The 21,281-nt window shown below is 62.0% G+C and carries 23 protein-coding genes; 5 read left to right on the top strand and 18 right to left on the bottom strand.

All coding sequences use genetic code 11. The features are described 5' to 3' along the window. Positions 1–5: 5 nt before the first annotated feature. The 5 genes from AC07R1_RS28290 to AC07R1_RS28270 are packed head-to-tail and all read right to left on the bottom strand — an operon-like array spanning position 6 to position 5,154. Positions 6–3,068, bottom strand: coding sequence for a pilus assembly protein (locus AC07R1_RS28290; RefSeq protein WP_495111161.1), 3,063 nt, complete (start codon positions 3,066–3,068; stop codon positions 6–8). Beyond that, complete coding sequence (locus AC07R1_RS28285) at positions 3,055–3,537, bottom strand: pilus assembly PilX family protein (protein ID WP_368994209.1); 483 nt, start codon at positions 3,535–3,537, stop codon at positions 3,055–3,057. The genes AC07R1_RS28290 and AC07R1_RS28285 overlap by 14 nt, the downstream gene beginning before the upstream one ends. Then, positions 3,537–4,247 (bottom strand): PilW family protein, encoded by a 711-nt coding sequence (locus tag AC07R1_RS28280; RefSeq protein WP_183001037.1) that lies wholly within the window; start codon positions 4,245–4,247, stop codon positions 3,537–3,539. The genes AC07R1_RS28285 and AC07R1_RS28280 overlap by 1 nt, the downstream gene beginning before the upstream one ends. Beyond that, on the bottom strand, positions 4,244–4,687 hold the full coding sequence (pilV, locus tag AC07R1_RS28275; RefSeq protein WP_072444995.1) for a type IV pilus modification protein PilV: 444 nt from the start codon (positions 4,685–4,687) through the stop codon (positions 4,244–4,246). The genes AC07R1_RS28280 and pilV overlap by 4 nt, the downstream gene beginning before the upstream one ends. Beyond that, positions 4,684–5,154 carry a GspH/FimT family pseudopilin gene (locus AC07R1_RS28270; protein ID WP_495111160.1) on the bottom strand — a complete coding sequence of 157 codons (471 nt, stop codon included), beginning with the start codon at positions 5,152–5,154 and terminating at the stop codon, positions 4,684–4,686. Before AC07R1_RS28270 ends, pilV begins: the two co-directional genes overlap by 4 nt. A gap of 131 nt (positions 5,155–5,285) precedes the next feature. On the opposite strand from AC07R1_RS28270, the gene AC07R1_RS28265 reads away from it, so the two are divergent. Further along, positions 5,286–5,810 carry a GspH/FimT family protein gene (locus AC07R1_RS28265; protein ID WP_236203390.1) on the top strand — a complete coding sequence of 175 codons (525 nt, stop codon included), beginning with the start codon at positions 5,286–5,288 and terminating at the stop codon, positions 5,808–5,810. Here the strand turns inward: AC07R1_RS28265 and ispH are convergent, their stop codons facing one another. From ispH to murJ, 6 genes are all read right to left on the bottom strand, one after another. Then, the gene (ispH, locus tag AC07R1_RS28260; RefSeq protein WP_011063546.1) at positions 5,811–6,758 is read right to left on the bottom strand and encodes a 4-hydroxy-3-methylbut-2-enyl diphosphate reductase; all 948 of its coding nucleotides are present in this window, start codon (positions 6,756–6,758) and stop codon (positions 5,811–5,813) included. A 102-nt stretch (positions 6,759–6,860) separates the two neighbouring features. Next, the gene (gene fkpB / locus AC07R1_RS28255; RefSeq protein ID WP_011063547.1) at positions 6,861–7,313 is read right to left on the bottom strand and encodes an FKBP-type peptidyl-prolyl cis-trans isomerase; all 453 of its coding nucleotides are present in this window, start codon (positions 7,311–7,313) and stop codon (positions 6,861–6,863) included. After that, positions 7,306–7,818 (bottom strand): signal peptidase II, encoded by a 513-nt coding sequence (gene lspA / locus AC07R1_RS28250; protein ID WP_011063548.1) that lies wholly within the window; start codon positions 7,816–7,818, stop codon positions 7,306–7,308. Before lspA ends, fkpB begins: the two co-directional genes overlap by 8 nt. Next, the gene (ileS, locus tag AC07R1_RS28245; RefSeq protein ID WP_342403757.1) at positions 7,811–10,642 is read right to left on the bottom strand and encodes an isoleucine--tRNA ligase; all 2,832 of its coding nucleotides are present in this window, start codon (positions 10,640–10,642) and stop codon (positions 7,811–7,813) included. Before ileS ends, lspA begins: the two co-directional genes overlap by 8 nt. A gap of 13 nt (positions 10,643–10,655) precedes the next feature. Next, entirely contained in the window at positions 10,656–11,600 is a 945-nt protein-coding gene (ribF, locus tag AC07R1_RS28240; protein ID WP_011063550.1) for a bifunctional riboflavin kinase/FAD synthetase, read from the bottom strand. A 128-nt stretch (positions 11,601–11,728) separates the two neighbouring features. Further along, complete coding sequence (murJ, locus tag AC07R1_RS28235; RefSeq protein ID WP_011063551.1) at positions 11,729–13,267, bottom strand: murein biosynthesis integral membrane protein MurJ; 1,539 nt, start codon at positions 13,265–13,267, stop codon at positions 11,729–11,731. Between the two features lie 252 nt (positions 13,268–13,519). On the opposite strand from murJ, the gene rpsT reads away from it, so the two are divergent. After that, positions 13,520–13,798, top strand: a complete 279-nt coding sequence (gene rpsT, locus AC07R1_RS28230) for a 30S ribosomal protein S20 (RefSeq protein ID WP_007924739.1) — start codon at positions 13,520–13,522, stop codon at positions 13,796–13,798. Between the two features lie 116 nt (positions 13,799–13,914). On the opposite strand, the gene AC07R1_RS28225 is transcribed toward rpsT, so the two are convergent. The 5 genes from AC07R1_RS28225 to rplU all read right to left on the bottom strand — a co-directional run bounded on the left by AC07R1_RS28225 (position 13,915) and on the right by rplU (position 17,724). Continuing rightward, positions 13,915–14,376: a CreA family protein gene (locus AC07R1_RS28225; RefSeq protein ID WP_011063552.1), complete on the bottom strand. Its 462-nt coding sequence runs from the start codon at positions 14,374–14,376 to the stop codon at positions 13,915–13,917. Between the two features lie 19 nt (positions 14,377–14,395). Further along, on the bottom strand, positions 14,396–15,514 hold the full coding sequence (gene proB / locus AC07R1_RS28220) for a glutamate 5-kinase (protein WP_011063553.1): 1,119 nt from the start codon (positions 15,512–15,514) through the stop codon (positions 14,396–14,398). A gap of 186 nt (positions 15,515–15,700) precedes the next feature. Next, a complete protein-coding gene (cgtA, locus tag AC07R1_RS28215; RefSeq protein WP_011063554.1) occupies positions 15,701–16,924 on the bottom strand; it encodes an Obg family GTPase CgtA in 1,224 nt (407 codons plus the stop codon). Positions 16,925–17,119: 195 nt separating this feature from the next. Continuing rightward, positions 17,120–17,377, bottom strand: coding sequence for a 50S ribosomal protein L27 (gene rpmA / locus AC07R1_RS28210; protein ID WP_003228360.1), 258 nt, complete (start codon positions 17,375–17,377; stop codon positions 17,120–17,122). A gap of 35 nt (positions 17,378–17,412) precedes the next feature. Next, positions 17,413–17,724, bottom strand: coding sequence for a 50S ribosomal protein L21 (rplU, locus tag AC07R1_RS28205; RefSeq protein ID WP_003228361.1), 312 nt, complete (start codon positions 17,722–17,724; stop codon positions 17,413–17,415). Between the two features lie 378 nt (positions 17,725–18,102). Here rplU and AC07R1_RS28200 point away from each other — a divergent pair, with 378 nt between their 5' ends. From AC07R1_RS28200 to AC07R1_RS28190, 3 genes are all read left to right on the top strand, one after another. Then, positions 18,103–19,071, top strand: coding sequence for a polyprenyl synthetase family protein (locus tag AC07R1_RS28200; protein ID WP_011063556.1), 969 nt, complete (start codon positions 18,103–18,105; stop codon positions 19,069–19,071). Between the two features lie 122 nt (positions 19,072–19,193). Beyond that, on the top strand, positions 19,194–19,535 hold the full coding sequence (locus AC07R1_RS28195) for a zinc ribbon domain-containing protein YjdM (RefSeq protein WP_011063557.1): 342 nt from the start codon (positions 19,194–19,196) through the stop codon (positions 19,533–19,535). 205 nt (positions 19,536–19,740) lie between these two features. Continuing rightward, positions 19,741–20,010, top strand: a complete 270-nt coding sequence (locus AC07R1_RS28190; RefSeq protein WP_011063558.1) for a PA4570 family protein — start codon at positions 19,741–19,743, stop codon at positions 20,008–20,010. 90 nt (positions 20,011–20,100) lie between these two features. On the opposite strand, the gene bamJ is transcribed toward AC07R1_RS28190, so the two are convergent. Together bamJ and AC07R1_RS28180 are read right to left on the bottom strand one after the other, a co-directional pair. Continuing rightward, positions 20,101–20,718: a BamJ family beta-barrel-assembly machinery protein gene (bamJ, locus tag AC07R1_RS28185; protein ID WP_007924751.1), complete on the bottom strand. Its 618-nt coding sequence runs from the start codon at positions 20,716–20,718 to the stop codon at positions 20,101–20,103. Positions 20,719–20,845: 127 nt separating this feature from the next. Next, entirely contained in the window at positions 20,846–21,151 is a 306-nt protein-coding gene (locus AC07R1_RS28180) for a DUF6482 family protein (RefSeq protein WP_011063559.1), read from the bottom strand. Between the last annotated feature and the right edge of the window lie 130 nt (positions 21,152–21,281).

Here is a 21,281-nt window from a genome sequence, read left to right as displayed (position 1 = left end):
CTCGCTTACTGGATTTGTCGCCACAGGATGCGCCGGCTGCCACCGCCGGGCCTTTCCACCAGGGTGCTGATGCCACCCCTGGAGTCATTGATGATCTTGCGGGCGCCATTGCTGGCAACTCCGCCGAGGCTGGGCACGGTGCCGACGTAGCGCACGCCGCTGGAGGGCTGGTCCTGGTCATCCACGACCCCGTCGCCATTGGTGTCGAGCACCGCAGCGTCGAACATCTTACCGCTGAACGCCTCCAGCTCGATCAATTTCCCACTGCCGGCACTCGAACAAGGGTCGTCGGGCTCCAGTTGCAGGGTGCTGAACACCACCCTGCCGGCCACCAGGGTCGCCTCGTTGAGCACCCGCTCGCCGGCTGCCAGGCCACCTTGTACCAGGGGCAGGTACCAGCCGCGCTGCGCCGGATAACGCACCTCGTTGAGGGTGCTGCGCAGGAAACTGCCGGCCGCCGCGCTGAACCCGGCCTCAAGGTGCTGCACCTGCAACTGACTTTCGCCAATGCCCCCAGGACCGCCCTCGGCGTCCCACACGCCATAGAATCCCTGGCGCGCCCGGCTTTGCTTGTCCCGGGTCTCGTTGAGCTTGCCCGTACCGAACAGCACCAATTGGCCACCACGGGGATGATCGAGCAGGCGCGGCGGTACGCTGATCGGCTGGCTGGCGCCTCCCGCGGTGCGGAACAAGGGCTGCCCGGCAAATGCCAGATGCCAGCTGGCGCTATCGTTGCCGGACAGCTCGAATTTCCACAGTCGCCCCTTGAGGTCGCCCGCATAGGCCGCCTGCACTTCATTGCGTGCATTGACCTTGAGGGTGACGGACGACAGGCCATTGTCAGGCTGGTCGTCAATGGCGATCTCGCGAATCAGCGAGCCATCATTCAGGTCCACCACATACAGCGCTGCCACCCCGGAATGGCTGCCGTAGCCATTGCCGATGAAGGCCGCCCAGCGACCATCGGCCAAGCGCGCTACCTGTGGGCGGGCATAGGCATACCCCAGGTCATTGAAAGGATGATTGCGGTCCGGCTCGGGAGGAGCGCCGATTTCCCACAAGGCGCCAGGCGTATTGCCGTGCACGGCGTCGAACAGACGCACCGCAAAGAAACTCTTGCCGCCCGCCCCGACGCCCCCCAGGGCCAGGGTTTGCCAGGCACCGCCCCGCTGCCCATCGAACACCGCCAGGGGACCATCCACCAGATAGCGATGGCGCTCGCCCCGCCGATAACCGGGATCGGCGACCTGCGCCAGGGCACCCAACGCGCTGGAGGGCATGTAGCCATAGAGGCGCTCCCCGCTGGCCGGGTCCAGCACATTGAACAACCCGTCATTGCTGTTCACCAACAAGCGCGTCGCCATGGCCGTGGCTTTCTGTGCCAGGTAACGGCTGTAGTCGCCCCCGGCAGCCCCATCGACAGCACTGCGCTGCCCGGCAGTTGCCAGCACCAGCGGCGAATTGACGATATCTCCCAACTGATAGCGGCGCTCCCTGAGCCCGCTCACGGAGCGGCCCTGGCTCCAGCGCAGTAACTCGGCGCCACTGACACCTGCATGCAACGACTGCTCAAGTTCGCCACGCTGAGCGGTGGACAAGTTGCCGTAGGCCAGGCTCACCGGACGCCGGCTGGCAGTGTTCCAGGTCTCATGGATTACCGCCGCGCCGGCACCATCCACGTCACTATCGCTGCTCCACAACGGCGAACCGACAGCCACTCGGCCCTGATTGTCGATGCCGTAGGCGCGGATCGTGCCATGCCAATCGACCGGGTCGTACTGGCTCTGGTAATAACGACCACTGGCGGCATCCAGTACACCACTGCCGGCAGTCACGGCACTGGCTACGCCTTCGCCCAGAACGCTTGCCAGCACGCCTTCAAGGTTGCTGCGAGCCTGGAAATACTCACCCTGGCCGTAGTCCGCAGCGCCCATCAGCAGAGGATTGTGGGCCTGGAAACCCACCGTGAAGGTATTCAGGTACTGACGGGGGAAATCCACCGCCGCCCAGCTTTTCCCGGCCTCATCCACTCCTGGGCCACGCAAGTCGATATCGAAGGCGAACTTGGCCAGGTCATCGAGGAATAGAGTCTGCCCATCGCGCTCGCCACCATCGTTGCCGATCCCGTCCCAGTTGGGCAGGCGCCCCGCCCCCAAAGGGTCGTTGAACGGGAACTGAGTATCGTGATCCGCCGCGCCGGCACTGATCACCACTCCGTAGTTCTTCTGGCAACGGTATTGAATGGGGCTGCTGTAGAGCGCCGGTGAAAGGTTGTAGTACGGCACCATGCCGCGCAGGTAGCGGGTGATCTCGTAGTAGGTTTCCGCCAACGGCGTATGACCGCCGGCCTTGAGGCCGTTGATTGTCGCCAGCAGGGCCTGGTAATTGGCCTCGGCCTGGGCCGGGCTCACAGCGCCTTCAATGGCCGACAGGTCACTGATGGGACGGGCAATGTAACCCCCAGGGCCCGGATCACCCGGGGCCGGCGGGTTGAAGGTGGCCAACCCCAGGCGCAGCCAGCGATACCGGGTCACCAGGGCCGTGGCCAGCCGCCGCGCCACATTCATCCGGTAGTCGTTGGGAATGGAACCGTCAGTGAAGTCTCGCTCCCGTCCCTTGGCCTGCGCCAGTAGCCAGGACAGGTAGTCCGCGGAGTACAGCGTATTTCCAGCCCCAACCGGGTCCGGCAGCTTCAGGCAGCGCACCCCACGCTCGGGATCATGGAAGCTGTGAAAGCCTGCCCGGCACCCCGACTCGCCGAGGCTGGACAAGGCAATCGCCTGGCCTGCAAGCCGCTCACCCCGAGCACACTCGCCCCCCACTCCGGCGCAGCGCCAGACCGCAGCCCGGGCGAGCAGCGGATCGAACTCCCGGGCATGGACAATGCTGTTCATGCCCAGGGAGTCATCCAGCACCAGCATCACGTTCGGCGCCACCGCCGCGGCACCAAGAAGCGGGGTGCTGGCAGGGTTGAACGCCATGGCCAGAGGTACCGGCAACAGGCTCAGCAGCAGCGCGCCCAGGCTTCGCCAGCCAGGCCGACGCATGCCCCGATCAATACTTGGCATAGATGCTCTCCAGCACACTGCGAGATTGCCCGGCCAGACCGACAGCGGTCACGCGATACAAAGTGGCCGGAGTATTGCTCGGCACATTCACCGCATCCTGTGAAACACCGAGGTTCTGCACCCCGTAGAAGCCAGAGCCGCTAGCGATCCACAGCACCGCCGAAGCAGCACTGACTCCAGGAGCCTTGACCAGCGCTGATTCGGCGGGAGGCGCACACTGAGCAGGGCTGGCACATACCGGCAAGCGAAAATCATCCTGCTGCACCGCACTCTCCCCCACCCGCAGCGCGGCTTCGGCGGCCTGGAATGCGCGGTTGTGCAGAGCCAGGCTGGCGGCCATTTTTTCCTGCAGGGTGGCGTTCTGCAGCGACGAGAGCCCGATCAGGGTCAGCAGCAACAGGAACACCAGGCTGACCAGCAACGCCATGCCCCGCTGCCCGAGAGGAACCCGACCTCGCAAGCGCGTCATCAGGGCAACCTGTTGCGCAGGGCCGCGACCACGCTATAGGTCTGCGGGCGCACGCGGTCATGGGGGTCGACCAGGGTCAGGCGCAAGCGCACACTGCGGATCCGTTCCGGGTCCAACGGGTTGCGACTGTAGCTGGAGGCGGCAATGTCGGTGGCCGAACGGGCCATGCCGAAACTCACATCAAAGGCTTCGACGTTGTCCAGCAGCACCGCTTGCTGCTTGCCAAGGCCGCTGCCCAGCAGCAACTGGCGATTCTTCAGGCTGTAGAACAGCCGGCGCAGGGCGAACACCTGCTCAGCGCCGGCCCCTCGATGAGCGCCTGAATAGGCTACGGCGCTGTGCTGGCAGTCGCTGACCAGGCTCCAGGTCGGCGTGCCGCCATCGCCCCCGACATCGGCGGTGATCAGGGTCAGTTTCTGCTCGGCGTTGTCCCATTGGATCGGCGTCGCCGCATAGTGCGAGAACTCCCGTGCCGTGCTGGCATCACTGATGGTCCGCAGGCAACCGAACAGCCCCACCATGCGGATTTCCTGAAGCATCTTGCTCAGGACAAAGCGAGCATCCTCCTGCAGGTAGGCGGCAGCGCTCTGACTCTGGTAGGTGTTCTTCGCCGCAATGAATACCTGGGCCACCCCCAGTACCAGCACCAGGCTCAACGCCAGTGCCAGCATCATCTCCACCAGGCCGAAGCCACTATCGGCCCGGTTCACGGCAAGCCTCCCGGTTGCGCTGCAACCCGGCTGCTGAGCTCCAGGCTACGCAGGCTGCCCCCCCGGCCTTCGGCACGGGAGTCGTCCCAGGTGATGCGAATGGTGTAGACATGCTGCTTGACGCTGATGCTGCCCTTGCCGCTGGGGCCGGCGAAGCTCGCGATATTGGCGGCGAAGTCGTACAGGTCCTGATCCCGCACATTGCCCGGGTTGCCCTCTGCCGGTATCGCCACGCTGTAGTCGGCGGCGGCGTTGGCGCGGATCCGGTCGAGCATGTCATAGGCGATAAAGCTGGCCTGGGTGGTCATCCGCGAGCTGTCGGTGTACTGCAGCGCCTTGATCTGCACCGCCGCCGCACCCAGCAGGCCCACCGCCAGTATCAACAGCGCAACCAGCACCTCGATCAGGGTCATGCCATCCTGTGCATCCCGCACGTTCATCCGCAGTTCTCCGCTGCTATCACCCGCCCATTGAGACAGACACTGATCACCCGCCGCTGCTGGTCCAGTCCATAGACGATGTGCAGCGCATCACTGGCCGCCAAGCCGCCGAGGCGATTGAAATCGATGCTGTGCTCATCTGAGGTTAGCGTCAGGGTGGCCCCCGGACTGATGGCTGGAACAACCCGCAATACATTGCCTCCGGGGTCCTGCCCCGCATACACCATCAATTCGCCGTTCCAGGGAGCGTCCTTGGCAGCCGGGCGAATCCCGACCCTCTGGCGGCGATTGATCGCTTCCAACCGTGCGTAAGCCAGGGCCTGGCGTAGTTGATTGATCTCGGTGTCGGCACGCACTCGCTGCACGGTGGTGCGATAGGCTGGCACCACCAGGCCCAGAAGAAGGGCCGCGATCGCCAGGGCGACGAGCAATTCCAGCAAGGTGAAACCCTTTGTATGCAAATTCATGGCCGGCCTTGGAAGTGTCATCGGCTATAACAGGCAAGCGCCCGGACCCTCCATAGACCGGCGCTTTGGCCATTTGCTCAATGAACACGCACGGATTGCGTGAAACCGTCGTCCCCAGGGAGGGAGACCCCATGCATGAGAAAGGCTTCAGCCTGATTGAACTGCTGACCGCACTGGTTCTGCTGGCCCTGCTGCTGCCGCTTTCCGGTAGCGCCATGAGTGAGCTGCTGCGCTCCAATCGCCAGCAGGACGCCGCGCAGATGCTCGCCAGTGGCCTGCGCAACGCCCGGGCGGCAGCGATCCTGCACCAGCGCACGGTCCTGATCCATGGTCTGGAGGACGACTGGAGCCGGGGCTGGAGGATCATCCTGGATATCAGCGGCAAGGGCGCCCAGGACGCACGCAACCCGCAACTGATCGAGCGCCAAGGCAGTGGGCAGGTATTGATCGTGGGCAATCGCCCGGTGCAGCACTTCGTGCGCTTCAGTGCCCTGGGCCATCCGCTGCTGCCCAGTGGCGCCTTCCAGGCCGGAACACTCCATGTCTGCCAGGCAGGCCAGGAGTACAGCCGCCATCAAGTGGTGCTGTCACGTAGCGGGAGGGTCAGCCTGCGCAGGGAAAACGCCGAGCAGGCCTTGTGTGCAGGCGTCGGCTGATCAGAGCAGCGAGCGAACCCGCAGCTCTTTGGGCATGGAGAAGGTGATGTTTTCTTCGCGGCCGGCCAGCTCATCGGCGCCGGTGGCACCCCAGGCCTGCAGTTGCTGGATCACGCCACGCACCAGCACTTCCGGGGCCGAGGCGCCGGCGGTAATGCCGATGCGCTCCACACCATCGAACCAGCTGCGCTGCAGGTCTTCGGCACCGTCTATCAGGTAGGCCGGGGTGGCCATGCGTTCGGCCAGCTCGCGCAGGCGGTTGGAGTTGGAGCTGTTGGGGCTGCCGACCACCAGCACCACGTCGCATTCGTCGGCCAGTTGCTTGACCGCGTCCTGACGGTTCTGCGTGGCGTAGCAGATGTCATCCTTGCGCGGCCCGCCGATGGCCGGGAAACGTGTACGCAGGGCATCGATCACCCGGCTGGTGTCATCCATGGACAAGGTGGTCTGGGTCACGAATGCCAGGCGCTCGGGGTTGCGCACCTGCAATTCGGCCACATCCTTTTCGTCTTCCACCAGGTAGATGGCGCCGCCATTGCTGGCGTCGTATTGGCCCATGGTGCCTTCGACCTCGGGGTGGCCGGCGTGGCCGATCAGGATGCATTCACGGCCGTCGCGGCTGTAGCGCGCCACTTCGATATGCACCTTGGTCACCAGCGGGCAGGTGGCGTCGAACACTTTGAGGCCACGACCTGCAGCCTCGCTGCGCACCGCCTGGGAAACACCGTGGGCGCTGAAGATGACGATGACATCATCCGGCACCTGGTCCAGCTCTTCGACGAAGATCGCTCCACGATTGCGCAGGTCTTCGACGACAAATTTGTTGTGCACCACTTCATGCCGGACGTAGATCGGCGGCCCGAAGACTTCCAGGGCGCGATTGACGATTTCGATCGCCCGGTCCACGCCGGCGCAGAAGCCACGGGGGTTGGCGAGTTTGATTTGCATGCTGTGCCTCGTGTCTTGCGCGCAAGAAGTTAGATCGTTGTAGACAGCGGATCGCCGGCAGCCGGCTCCTGGATAATAGAAGACGGCATGCCGGCGATGCTTTTAAAGCGCTTTGACGTCGATGATTTCAACGTCGAAGGTCAAGGTCTTGCCGGCCAGCGGGTGGTTGAAATCGATGGTCACCTGCGCGTCATCGAAAGTTTTGACCACACCTGGCAACTCGGTGTTCGCCGCATCGTTGAAGATCACCAGCAAGCCTTCCGAAAGCTCCATGTCCTGGAACTGCGAACGCGGGATGACCTGCACGTTCTGCGGGTTGGGCTGGCCGAAGGCGTTTTCCGGTTCGATGGTCAGGTTGCGCTTGTCGCCGGCCTTGAAGCCGAACAGCGCCGCCTCGAACCCTGGCAGCAGGTTGCCATCGCCGACCTTGAAGGTCGCCGGGGCCTTGTCGAACGTGCTGTCTACGGTGTCGCCGTTCTCCAGGCGCAATGCGAAATGCAAAGTGACTTCCGTGTTCTGACCGATGCGTTGTTCAGTCAATACCTGTTCAGTCATGAACGGCTTCTCCGGTTTTCTTGCTCTTGAACATATCCAGGGCCAGCATCACCGCGCCAACGGTAATGGCACTGTCGGCGAAGTTGAATGCCGGGAAGTACCAGCGGTTCTGCCAGTGCACCAGGATGAAATCGATCACATGGCCCAGGGCGATGCGGTCGTACAGGTTACCCAGGGCCCCGCCCAGCACCAGCGCCAGAGCGATGGCCAGCCAGGTTTCATTGCGCCCCAGACGCTTGAGCCAGACCACCAGCACCGCACTGACCGCAATCGCGATCAGGGCGAACAGCCAGCGCTGCCAGCCGGAGCCGTCGGCGAGGAAGCTGAAGGCGGCGCCGGTGTTGTAGGCCAGGGTCCAGCTGAAGTAATCCGGGATCACCACGATCTGCTGGTACATGCTCAGCGAACTTTCGAAGTGCAGCTTGCTGACCTGGTCGATGACCAGGACCAGCACGCTCAACCACAGCCAGCCCAGACGGCCGAAACGGCCTGCGGCGTTAGGCATAGTGACGGACCTCGCCTGCTCCGCTGATGTTGTCTACACAACGACCGCAGATTTCCGGGTGCTCAGGGTGCACGCCGACGTCTTCACGGCAGTGCCAGCAACGAGCGCACTTGGGGAAGGCCGACTTGACGACTTTGAGCTTGAGGCCCGGTACTTCGGTGGCCACGGCGTCCGCTGGTGCCTGGGCAAACGGGGCCAGGCTGGCGGTCGAAGTGATCAGCACGAAACGCAGTTCGTTGCTCAGCTTGGCCAGGTCAGCGGCCAGGCCATCCTCGGCAAACAGGGTGACTTCGGCTTGCAGGTTGCCACCGACGGCCTTGGCCGCGCGCTGAACTTCCAGCTCCTTGTTCACCGCAACCTTGACGGCCATCACGCCTTCCCAGTACTCGCGGCCCAGTTCGAAGTCAGCGGGCAATTCGGTCAGGCCTTCGTACCAGGTGTTGAGCATCACGGATTCGTTACGCTCGCCCGGCAGGTATTCCCACAGCTCATCGGCGGTGAAGGCCAGGATCGGTGCGATCCAGCGCACCAGCGCTTCGGAGATGTGGTACAGCGCGGTCTGCGCCGAGCGGCGCGCCTTGCTGTTGGCGCCGGTGGTGTACTGGCGGTCCTTGATGATGTCGAGGTAGAAGCCGCCCAACTCCTGCACGCAGAAGTTGTGCACCTTGGAGTAGACGTTCCAGAAGCGGTATTCGCCGTAGTGCAGCTCCAGCTCGCGCTGCAGCAACAAGGTACGGTCCACGGCCCAACGGTCCAGGGCCAGCATGTCTTCGGCCGGCAGCAGGTCGGTGGCCGGGTTGAAGCCGCTCAGGTTGGAAAGCAGGAAACGCGCAGTGTTGCGGATCCGCCGGTAGGCGTCGGCGCTGCGCTGCAGGATCTGATCGGAAACCGCCATCTCGCCGGAGTAGTCGGTGGCCGAGACCCACAGGCGCATGATGTCGGCACCCAGGGTGTCGTTGACCTTCTGTGGCGCGATCACGTTGCCCAGGGACTTGGACATCTTGCGGCCGTTCTCGTCCACGGTGAAGCCGTGGGTCAACAGTTCGCGGTACGGCGCGTGGTTGTCGATGGCGCAACCGGTGAGCAGGGACGAGTGGAACCAGCCACGGTGCTGGTCGGAGCCCTCCAGGTACAGGTCGGCCCGCGGACCGCTTTCGTGGCCCATGGGGTGCGAACCGCGCAGCACGTGCCAGTGAGTGGTGCCGGAGTCGAACCAGACGTCCAGGGTGTCGCTGATCTTGTCGTACTGGGCGGCTTCGTCGCCCAGCAGCTCAGCGGCGTCCATCTTGAACCAGGCCTCGATGCCTTCCTGCTCGACGCGCTGGGCCACTTCTTCCATCAGCTCGACAGTGCGTGGGTGCAGGTCGCCGCTTTCCTTGTTCAGGAAGAACGGGATCGGCACACCCCAGTTGCGCTGGCGGGAGATGCACCAGTCCGGGCGGTTGGCGATCATCGAGTGCAGGCGTGCCTGGCCCCAGGCCGGTACGAACTGGGTGTCTTCGATGGCTTGCAGGGCGCGTTGGCGCAGGGTGTCGCCGGCTTCCGGCTGCTTGTCCATGCCAACGAACCACTGCGCGGTGGCGCGATAGATCAGCGGGGTCTTGTGGCGCCAGCAGTGCATGTAGCTGTGGCTGATGGTTTCGGTGTGCAGCAGCGCACCGACTTCGCTCAGCTTGTCGACAATGGCCGGGTTGGCCTTCCAGATGAACTGGCCGCCGAAGAGCTCCAGCGATGTCGCGTAGACACCGTTGCTCTGCACCGGATTGAGGATGTCGTCGTTGACCATGCCATAACGCTTGCAGGTCACGAAGTCGTCTTCACCATAGGCCGGGGCCGAGTGAACCACGCCAGTGCCGGCACCCAGCTCCACGTATTCGGCCAGATACACCGGCGACAGACGATCGTAGAACGGATGACGGAAATTGATCAGTTCCAGGGCCGAACCTGGAGCCGTGGCAATCACCGAGCCTTCCAGGTTGTAGCGGGCCAGGCAGGATTCCACCAGCTCTTCGGCCAGCACCAGCAGGCGTTCGCCGGTGTCGACCAGGGCATAGTTGAACTCAGGGTGTACGTTCAGCGCCTGGTTGGCCGGGATGGTCCAGGGGGTGGTGGTCCAGATCACGATGGCAGCAGGCTTGGCCAGCTTGGCCAGGCCGAAGGCGCCGGCCAGCTTGGCTTCGTCGGCGACCGGAAAGGCCACGTCGATGGTCGCGGACTTCTTGTCCTGATACTCGACTTCTGCTTCAGCCAGGGCCGAGCCGCAGTCGAAGCACCAGTTCACCGGCTTCAGGCCCTTGAACACGAAGCCGCCCTTGACCATTTCCGCCAGGGCACGGATCTCGCCGGCCTCGTTGGCGAAGTTCATGGTCTTGTAGGGATTGGCCCAGTCGCCCAGCACACCCAGGCGGATGAACTCGGCCTTCTGCCCTTCGATCTGCTCGGAAGCGTAGGCGCGGCACAGCTCGCGGGTCTGGTCCGAGGACAGGTTCTTGCCGTGGGTCACCTCGACCTTGTGCTCGATCGGCAGACCGTGGCAGTCCCAGCCAGGAACGTAAGGCGCGTCGAAACCCGCCAGGGTTTTCGAGCGGATGATCATGTCCTTGAGAATCTTATTGACCGCATGACCGATGTGAATCGAGCCGTTGGCATAGGGAGGACCGTCGTGCAGTACGAACTTGGGACGATCCTTGCCAATCTCGCGCAACTTTCCGTACAGGCCAATGCTGTCCCAACGCTGCAGAATCTGTGGTTCGCGCTGAGGCAGGCCGGCCTTCATTGGGAAGGCGGTGTCCGGAAGGTTTAACGTGGCTTTATAGTCGGTCATTTAAGGCTCTTCATTAGCGATTGGCGCTATGGATACGTGCCACTTGGGCACGGGCGGCGGCAACATCCGCATTGATCGCCGTCTTCAACGCCTCCAGGGAGGCGAAACGCTGCTCTTCACGCAGCTTGTGGTGGAAAACCACCGTCAAACGCCGGTCATACAGATCGCCGGCAAAATCTAAAAGATGTACTTCCAGGTGGGCCTTGCCATCACCTGCAACCGTGGGCCGCACGCCGATATTGGCGACGCCGGGCCAGGTCCTGCCATCGAGCTCGACGCTCACCAGGTACACCCCGGAAAGCGGCACGCGACGGCGCTTCAACTGCACATTGGCAGTGGGCGTACCCAACTGGCGCGCCAGTTTCTGGCCGTGCAACACCCGCCCGGCAATGCGGTACGGGCGACCCAGCAGGCGCTCGGCCAGATCGAAATCGGCGGCGGCCAGGGCATTGCGAACCTGGGTACTACTCACCCGCAGGCCGTCGAGCTCGACGGTCTGCGCCGCCTCCACGGTAAAGCCGTGGGTGGCTCCGGCCTGCTGCAGGAAGTCAAAATCACCGACCCGGTCGCAACCGAAGCGGAAGTCATCACCCACTTCCAGGTGCTGTACACCCAGGCCATCCACCAGGATTCGCTCGACGAACTCGCTGGCGCTGAGTTTGCTCAGGCGCTGGTTGAAGGCCAGGCACAGCACCCGGTCGACACCGGCGTCAGCCAGCAACTGCAGCTTGTCCCGCAGGCGGGCCAGACGCGCCGGAGCCGTCTCGGGGGCAAAGAATTCCCGCGGCTGGGGCTCGAAAATCACCACGCAGCTGGGCACGCCCAACTCGAGCGCACGTTCGCGCAGCCGGCCCAGGATAGCCTGGTGACCACGGTGAACACCGTCAAAGTTGCCAATAGTGGCGACGCAGCCCCGATGCTGGGGGCGCAGATTGTGGAGGCCTCGAACCAGCTGCATAACGCGCTTCTTGCTCATAAAGTGGTCGATTATAACCACACCCGGCGGCCGACGACAGGCAGCACCGCACCCAATGTGGTTGATCCGACAAAACCGATGCCTGCCCTGCCCTGGCGACTAAACAGCCGTCAGTTCAAGGCTTTGCGATTGAAGTCGCGCAAACGGAAGCCCAGCAGCGCCAGCATGCCGAAATATGCCACCACCCCAGCCACCACCAGCACGCCCAGGCGCAGGAACCGCTGGAGCATGTGGCCTTGATCCCAGGCCGGCATGAAATGCATCAGGCCCAGCAACACCGCGGACATGACCGCGACCGCCAACAGCAACTTCAAGGTGAACCGCCCCCACCCTGGCAGCGGCTGGAACATCTGCTGCTTGCGCAACTGGTAGAACAGCAGTCCGGCGTTGATACAGGCCCCGGCGCTGATGGCCAGGGCCAGGCCCGCGTGTTTCAGGGGGCCGATAAAAGCCAGGTTGAGCAGTTGGGTGACGATCAGCGTAAAGATGGCGATTTTCACCGGTGTACGAATGTTCTGCTGCGCATAGAAGCCCGGCGCCAGCACCTTGATCACGATGATCCCCAGCAAACCCACGGCATAAGCCACCAGCGCACGCTGGGTCATGGACGCATCGAAGGCACTGAACTCACCGTATTGGAACAGTGACACGGTCAGCGGCTCGGCGAGGATACCCAGGGCCAGGGAGCACGGCAGCACCAGGATGAAACACAGGCGCAGGCCCCAATCGAGAATCCGCGAATACTCGTGGCGGTCCTTGCTGGCGTAGGTCTTGGCCAGGGTCGGCAGAAGAATGGTGCCCAGCGCCACCCCCAGCACACCGGACGGCAGCTCCATCAGGCGGTCGGCGTAATACATCCACGACACCGAACCGGCTACCAGGAAAGAGGCGAAGATGGTGTTGATGATCAACGAGATCTGGCTCACCGAAACCCCGAGAATCGCCGGCAGCATCTGCTTCATCACCCGCCAGACCCCGGTATCCCGCAGGTTCAGGCGTGGCAGCACCAGCATGCCGATCTTCTTCAGGTGCGGCAGCTGATACAGCAACTGCGCCAGGCCGCCAGCCAGCACCGCCCAGCCCAGAGCCATCACTGGCGGATCGAAATACGGCGTCAGAAACACCGCAAAAATGATCATGCTGACGTTGAGCAGGGTCGGCACGAAGGCCGGCACCGAGAAACGATTCCAGGTATTGAGGATTGCCCCGGCCAGAGACGACAGCGAGATCAGCAATATATAAGGAAAGGTCACCCGCAACAGGTCAGAGGTCAGGGCGAACTTTTCCGGAGAGTCGACGAACCCCGGTGCCGTGGCCCAGATCACCCAGGGCGCGGCGATGATGCCCAAAGCCGTCACCAGCGCCAGGACCAGGGTCAGCAGACCCGAGACATAGGCAATGAAGGTACGGGTCGCCTCTTCCCCCTGCTGGCTCTTGTATTCCGCCAGGATCGGCACGAACGCCTGGGAGAACGCTCCTTCGGCAAAGATGCGCCGCAGCAGGTTGGGCAGCTTGAAGGCAATGAAGAAGGCATCGGTGGCCATCCCGGCACCGAAAGTGCGCGCGATGATGGTGTCACGCACAAACCCCAGTATCCGGGAAAGCATCGTGATAGAGCTGACGGCGGCCAACGACTTGAGCAGGTTCATGAAAAGGTTTTGCGCCTTGTAGATAAACAGCAGGCGAAAAGACACCCACTTATGCGATACTCCGCGCCGCAACAGCACAGAGCCAAAGCTCGCGAGTTTACAGGTCAAGCGCCGGAAATAAATATCCCGCCTCTTCAGATCGACCACTCAGCGGAACGCATCACCCGCCCTTGACAAGACTTCAACTCATCGGCATGATTCGCGGCCTATTTTGTTTGCTATTTCCCAAAAAGTCTTTCGAGGAGCTCGACGGTGGCCAACTCACCTTCCGCCAAAAAACGTGCAAAACAGGCTGAGAAGCGTCGCAGCCACAACGCCAGCCTGCGTTCCATGGTTCGTACCTACATCAAGAATGTAGTTAAAGCCATCGACGCAAAAGACGCTGAAAAAGCGCAAGCTGCTTATGTTCTGGCTGTGCCAGTTATCGACCGCATGGCCGATAAAGGCATCATCCACAAGAACAAGGCTGCTCGCCATAAAGGTCGTCTGAATGGCCACATCAAGGCTCTGAACCTTGCTGCTGCAGCCTAAGCGACACGCTTGTTAAAAAACCGACCCAAGGGTCGGTTTTTTATTGCCCGCGATTTACCCACCCGGCAAACCAGCCCCGCCTTCAACAGAGGGCCAGCATGCCAGGAGAAACTCCGTTACGGGTGCGGCCAGGGCAGAATCGGGATAGCCGTCACCGCATTCTGCGGACTACCCTCGATCAGGCGATCGCTGTAGACCAGGTACACCAGGGTATTGCGCTTCTTATCCAGGAAACGCACCACCTGCATGGTCTTGAATACCAGCGAGGTGCGCTCCTTGAATACCTCGTCGCCATCCTTGAGCTCACCCTTGAACGCAATAGGCCCCACCTGACGACAGGCAATGGAGGCTTCCGCACGATCTTCCGCCAGGCCCAGGCCACCCTTGAGTCCACCCGTCTTGGCTCGCGACAGATAGCACGTCACCCCATCGACCTTGGGATCATCGAAAGCCTCGACCACGATCCGGTCATTCGGCCCGACAAACTTGAACACCGTGGACACCTGGCCAATCTCCTCGGCCGAAGCCATGAACGGCATCGCCAAGAGCAAGCCCAACAATCCTTTTGCTACGCGCATACGCTTTTCCTTACGCCACTTACACCAGAATCAGGTTATCGCGGTGTACCAGTTCAGGCTCCGCCATATACCCCAGGACACCGACAATAGCGTCGGACGGCTGACCAATGATCTTCTGCGCCTCAAGCGCACTGTAGTTGGCCAGGCCACGAGCAATCTCACGACCATCCGGCGCTACGCACACCACCATCTCACCACGCCGGAAACCACCCTGGACCTGCTTGACCCCCACCGGCAACAGGCTCTTGTTACCCTGGGACAGAGCCGACACCGCCCCCTCATCCAGCACCAGGGTGCCACGGGTCTGCAGATGCCCGGCCAGCCACTGCTTGCGTGCCGCCAGCATGCCGCGCTCCGGCGATAGCAAGGTGCCGATGCGCTCGCCAGCCTTGAGGCGGTCCAGCACGCGATCCAGACGCCCACCAACGATGATCGTATGCGCCCCGGAACGCGCAGCCAGCCGCGCCGCACGCAACTTGGTCTGCATGCCGCCACGCCCCAGCGCACCGCCCGTACCACCGGCCACCGCATCCAGCGCCGGGTCGTCGGCCCGCGCCTCATAGATCAGCTGGGCATCAGGATTGTTACGCGGGTCGGCATCGAACATGCCGTCACGGTCGGTAAGAATCACCAGCAGATCAGCCTCAACCAGGTTGGCCACCAGCGCCGCCAGAGTATCGTTGTCGCCAAAGCGGATCTCGTCGGTCACCACGGTGTCGTTCTCGTTGATCACCGGGATCACCTTGAGCTCCACCAGGGCACGCAAGGTACTGCGAGCATTGAGGTAGCGCTTGCGATCGGAGAGGTCGTCATGGGTCAGGAGAATCTGTGCAGTATGCCGGCCATGCTCGGCAAAGCTCGACTCCCAGGCCTGCACCAGCCCCATCTGGCCGATGGCCGCAGCGGCCTGCAACTCATGCATCGCACTCGGTCGTGCGGTCCAGCCCAGGCGGCTCATGCCGGCCGCTACAGCACCGGAGGAAACCAGTACCAGCTCGACGCCGGCCTCATGCAAGGCCACCATCTGCTCCACCCACACACCCATTGCCGTGCGATCCAGCCCCTTGCCGTCCGCCGTCAGCAGCGCACTGCCGATCTTAACGACCCAGCGCTGCGCACCTGTCACCTTGCTCCGCATCTTATTCAACCTTTGCCAGCGAGCGACGCGACCGAGCGCCACTCATGGGGTTATTCGTATTTGTATCCTGCAGACACCAAAACGCCGCTCAAATGAGCGGCGCCTTGGAAGCTGGCTTGGCAGCGATGATAACACCGCACCCTGCCAGATAAACCGTCTTCGCGGGGCAAGCCCGCTCCTGCCGAATCAGTCGCGGACGTAAATGATTTCCGGACCATCTTCATCGTCAACGTCTTCTTCGTCCCAGTCATCATCACCGATGTCATGGACACTCTTCACGCCACTGCGGCGCAGAGCACGCTGATCGTCGAGGGCTTGCAACTGGGCACGCGCCTCGTCTTCGATGCGCTGATCCAGCTCAGCCAACTCGTCGGCATAGGCAGGGTCGGCTGCCAGGCGATCGGCACGATCCTCCAGGTAACGCATGATGTCGCGGCTCAGGCGCTCGGTACCATCCTTGGAGATGGCCGAGATCACGTATACCGGCCCCGTCCACTCCAGGCGATCAACGATTTCCTTGACCCGCTCCTCGCGCTCTTCCTCGAGGATCTGATCGGACTTGTTCAGCACCAGCCAGCGCTCGCGCTCGGCCAGGGACGGGCTGAACTTCATCAACTCATTGACAATCACCTCTGCCGCATCCGCCGGGCTGCTTTCATCCAGCGGCGCCATGTCCACCAGGTGCAGCAGGATGCGCGTACGCGCCAGGTGCTTGAGGAAGCGAATCCCCAGGCCGGCACCATCGGAAGCACCCTCGATCAGACCCGGAATGTCGGCGATCACGAAGCTCTTCCAGCGATCGACGCTGACCACACCCAGGTTCGGCACCAGGGTGGTGAACGGGTAATCGGCCACCTTCGGCTTGGCCGCGGACACCGAGCGGATAAAGGTACTTTTGCCCGCATTCGGCAAGCCCAGCAGACCCACGTCCGCCAACACCTTCAGTTCCAGCTTGAGATCACGCTGCTCACCCGGCTTGCCCGGAGTGGTCTGGCGCGGCGCACGGTTGGTACTGGACTTGAAACGGGTATTACCCAAACCGTGCCAGCCGCCCTGCACCACCATCAACCGCTGGCCAGCCTTGGTCAGGTCGCCAATGACTTCCTGAGTGCCCGCATCAATGATCGTGGTACCGACCGGAACCCGCAGCTCCAGATCCTCACCCTTCTTGCCGGTGCAGTCGGTACTGCCGCCGTTGGAGCCGCGCTCGGCATCGAAGTGCCGGGTGTAGCGGTAGTCCACCAGGGTATTGAGGTTTTCGTCGGCGACCATGTAGATCGAGCCGCCATCACCACCATCACCACCGTTGGGACCACCGTTTTCGATGAACTTTTCCCGACGGAAACTCATGCAACCATTGCCGCCGTCGCCAGCCTTTACTCGAATCGATACTTCATCAACAAACTTCATGTTCAAACGCCTCTCGCCACACGGGCGAGCTGAAAAGCACTAAGACATAAGACTCTTGCAAAAATGAGCGCAGCGACCTCAATCAACGACCGAAACATCCAACGCTGGCAGCTCGTACAAACAGTTTTGCAAGAGACTCATCCCACAAACGAAAAAGCCCCGTCGCGAGACAGGGCTTTTCCAGCGATCGCGCAATTAAGCTGCGACGACGCTCACGTAACGACGACCGAAGGCGCCTTTTACTTCAAACTTGATCACGCCTTCGATTTTCGCGAACAGGGTGTGATCTTTACCCATGCCAACGCCGTAGCCAGCGTGGAATTGGGTGCCGCGCTGACGCACGATGATGTTGCCGGCCTTGATGACCTGGCCGCCATACATCTTCACGCCAAGGCGTTTGGCTTCTGAGTCGCGACCGTTACGGGTACTACCACCAGCTTTTTTGTGTGCCATGAGTTCAATTCTCCTAGTGAGGAATTAGGCTGAAATTAAGCCTGAATACCGGTGATTTTGATCTCGGTGAACCACTGGCGGTGGCCCATACGCTTCATGTGGTGCTTACGGCGACGGAACTTGATGATGCGGACTTTATCGTGACGACCTTGGGAGATCACTTCAGCCTTGACGGTTGCGCCAGCAACAACAGGTGCGCCGATGTTCACGTCGTCGCCGTTGGCGACCAACAGAACGCGGTCAAAAGTCACGGATTCGCCAGTAGCGACTTCCAGTTTTTCGATCTTCAGGTATTCACCTTCAGCGACCTTGTATTGCTTACCGCCGGTAACGATTACTGCGTACATGGTATTTCTCCGATAATCCTGCTCACCCAGCTCTTTATAAGAAGAGGTATTGGCTGGCATGGCTGCATGGGGCTGGAACGGCCCAAGTGCAATTGCGTAAGGCAGGTGCTGCCCAGGAAGTTCAGGGTGCGCGATTGTACGCAAGGCTCAATGGCCTTGCAAGTGCCGTTCAGGCCACGTCGGACAACGCTGCCAGCCCTGGCGCCGGGGACCTAACCCCCTGAAACCAGGGTTTAATGGCAGCACGCGACTATACCCCAGTGTTTTACCCTGACAAATTACAGCCCGTCGGGGCTTTAGCCGTGCGGGACCGCGCCTTGACACCCGCGGACGTGGGTCCTAGCATGCCGCGCAACCCTTCTGGAGCACCTGTCGCTGATGCAACCCCAAGCTTTCTACCGCGCGGTGGCGGACGATTTTAGCGCCGTCGACGGCATCATCAAGAAACAGCTGACCTCCCGAGTTCCGCTGGTTTCCAAAATCGGCGATTACATCACCTCGGCCGGAGGCAAGCGCCTGCGTCCTTTATTGGTGCTGCTGTGCGGCAAGGCCCTGGGCCGCGAAGGCGACGACCTGCGCCTGCTGGCCGCCACCATCGAATTCCTGCACACCGCCACTCTGCTGCATGACGACGTGGTCGACATGTCCGGCATGCGCCGTGGCCGCTCAACCGCCAACGCCATGTGGGGCAACGCTCCCAGCGTACTGGTGGGCGACTTCCTGTACTCGCGCTCGTTCGAAATGATGGTCGAGCTCGGCTCGATGCCGGTCATGCGCATCCTGTCCCAGGCCACCCGGATCATCGCTGAAGGCGAAGTCCTGCAGCTCTCCAAGGTGCGTGACGCCAGCACCACCGAAGAAACCTACATGGAAGTCATCCGCGGCAAGACCGCGATGCTCTTCGAAGCCTCGACCCACAGCGCCGCCGCACTGGCCGGCGCCACCGAGGAACAGGCCGAGGCCCTGCGCACCTTTGGCGACCATCTGGGCGTGGCCTTCCAACTGGTGGACGACCTGCTGGACTACCGCGGCGATGCCGAGACCCTGGGCAAGAACGTCGGTGACGATCTGGCAGAAGGCAAGCCGACGCTGCCGCTGATCTACACCATGCGCGAAGGCACACCGGAGCAGGCAGCCCTGGTTCGCCAGGCGATCCAGAAAGGCGGCATCGAAGATCTGGAAAGCATCCGTGCCGCCGTCGAGGCCTCGGGTTCCCTGGACTACACCGCACAACTGGCCCGCGATTACGTTGCGCGCGCCATCACTTGCCTGGAAGCCCTGCCACCGAGCGAGTACCGCGATGCCCTGGTGGAACTGAGCGAATTCGCCGTCGCCCGCACCCACTAAACAGCCCGGCTCCTGCTCATCACAGGAGCCGGCTCGTTGCCCTGCCCCCCCTTCATCCCCTCTCGCCCACAAAACCCTATACAATGTGCGCTTTTTAGCCATCCTGACTTTGAGGAGCTTAAGTGAGCACTTTGCCACCCTGCCCAAAATGCAATTCCGAATACACCTACGAGGACGGCACCCAGCTGATCTGCCCTGAGTGCGCCCACGAGTGGTCCGCCAGCGGTGAAGCCGAAGCCGTATCCGATGAAGCCGTGAAGAAAGATTCGGTGGGCAACGTGCTGCAAGACGGCGACACCATTACCGTGATCAAGGACCTCAAGGTCAAGGGCACCTCGCTGGTGGTCAAGGTCGGCACCAAGGTCAAGAACATCCGCCTGTGCGATGGCGACCATGACATCGACTGCAAGATCGACGGTATCGGCCCGATGAAACTCAAGTCCGAGTTCGTCCGCAAGGTCTGAATCCACCCCCTCTCGCGCCCGCCGCGAGAGGGTCCCCCCCTACGCCCCTCCCCGCTCGGTCAACCCGCAACCTTGCTAGCAGAAAGCCAGTCGATTTGATCGAAAACAATTTCTGCACAGAAAAAAGCAGAAACCGCCAATAGGCACTTGCTATTCATTGAATAAGAATTATTCTCATTGAACCCCATTCAAGGAGATGACGACCATGACTTATTTGATTGATGCCTGGCTGGACCGCCCACACCCTTACCTGCGAATCCTGCATCGGGAAACCGGGGAAGTCTGTGCGGTACTGGAAGAGGAAGCCCTGAACGAGCTGCAGGACCAGGGAGATCTGGACCTGAACGGCCTGAGCTCCAGCGAACCGCTGGTACTCAAGGAATTGGTGCGCAACCTGTTTTTGTTCTGCTACGCCAGAGCCTTGCGGCCGACCGGCACCGATGGTCAAAGCCTGGGCGCAAAAATCCGTCTATGAAACCTAAGCCGATCAAGGGGCAAGCTTGCCGGCGATGAGCAGACCGCGAGTGCGCAGCCTTCATCGCCAGCAAGCTGGCTCCTACAGGGGTTACAGAACGTCCAGCAGCTCGACGTCGAACACCAGGACGCTGTGCGGCGGGATGCTGCCCACGCCTTGTGCGCCGTAAGCCAGTTCGCTCGGCACGTACAGACGCCATTTGCTACCGGCGTTCATCAGTTGCAGCGCTTCGGTCCAGCCAGCGATCACGCCGCCAACCGGGAATTCGGCAGGCTGGCCGCGCTCGTAGGAGCTGTCGAACACAGTGCCGTCGATCAGGGTGCCGTGGTAGTGAGTGCGAACGCTGTCTTCACGGGATGGCTTGGCGCCTTCGCCCTGGGTCAGAACTTCGAACTGCAGGCCGGAAGCCAGGGTGGTGATGCCTTCACGCTTGGCGTTTTCCGCCAGGAATGCCAGACCGGCACCGGCAGCCGCTTCGGCCTTGGCAGCGGCTTCAGCCTGCATGATTTCTCGGATGACTTTGAAGCTGGCAGACATTTCTTCCTGACCCACACGGCTCGGCTTACCGGCGAAAGCGTCGGTCAGACCGGCCAGGATTGCATCCAGGCTCACGCCCGGTGGCGGGTTGTCACGCAGTTGGTCGCCCAGCTGACGGCCGATGCCGTAGCTGACGCGGGTTTCGTCGGTGGACAGATTTACTTCGGACATGACACTGCTCCGCTGTGCGGACGGCTCGGGAAAGGCCGTGGAAACACAGCACCTTCCGGAGCGCCCGGAACCAAAAGGGCGAGCAGACTAGCACAGAAGTCCGGCGACAATCAGCGCAACCCCGGCGCTACCAGCCGGAGTGCAGGGTGATTGGCACCTTGAGGCTTTCCTCGGCGCTGGCAGACAACCCGCACATCTCGTCATGCACCGAGGTGTGGATCAGGTTGAACGGCAGCTTGGGAAACGACTGCAGCACTTCACGGGCATGCTCCACCGAACGCAGATGAAACATCTGCCCATGGGCGTCGCTCAACGGGTATGCAGCCCCGTGCATGCGCGCCTCAAGCAGGTAGATTCCGCCTTCCAGCGAAATCAGGTTCAACTCATCGACTTTTCCGGCAATGGCGTAGGCATTCATTTCCTGCAGGTTCATGAGCGCACCTCGTGCAATTGAAAGCCATGACCCCTACAGGCATATGCCCCGCCCGGAAAAAGCACAAGCCACAAACAACGCCGCCCGTCCGTTTCGCAACGGCCGGGCGGCAGGTGTCCGGTGGGCAGGG

The organism is Pseudomonas sp. GW821-FHT07F01 (genome assembly GCF_059418825.1).
This window is presented reverse-complemented; position numbering and strand designations above follow the sequence as displayed.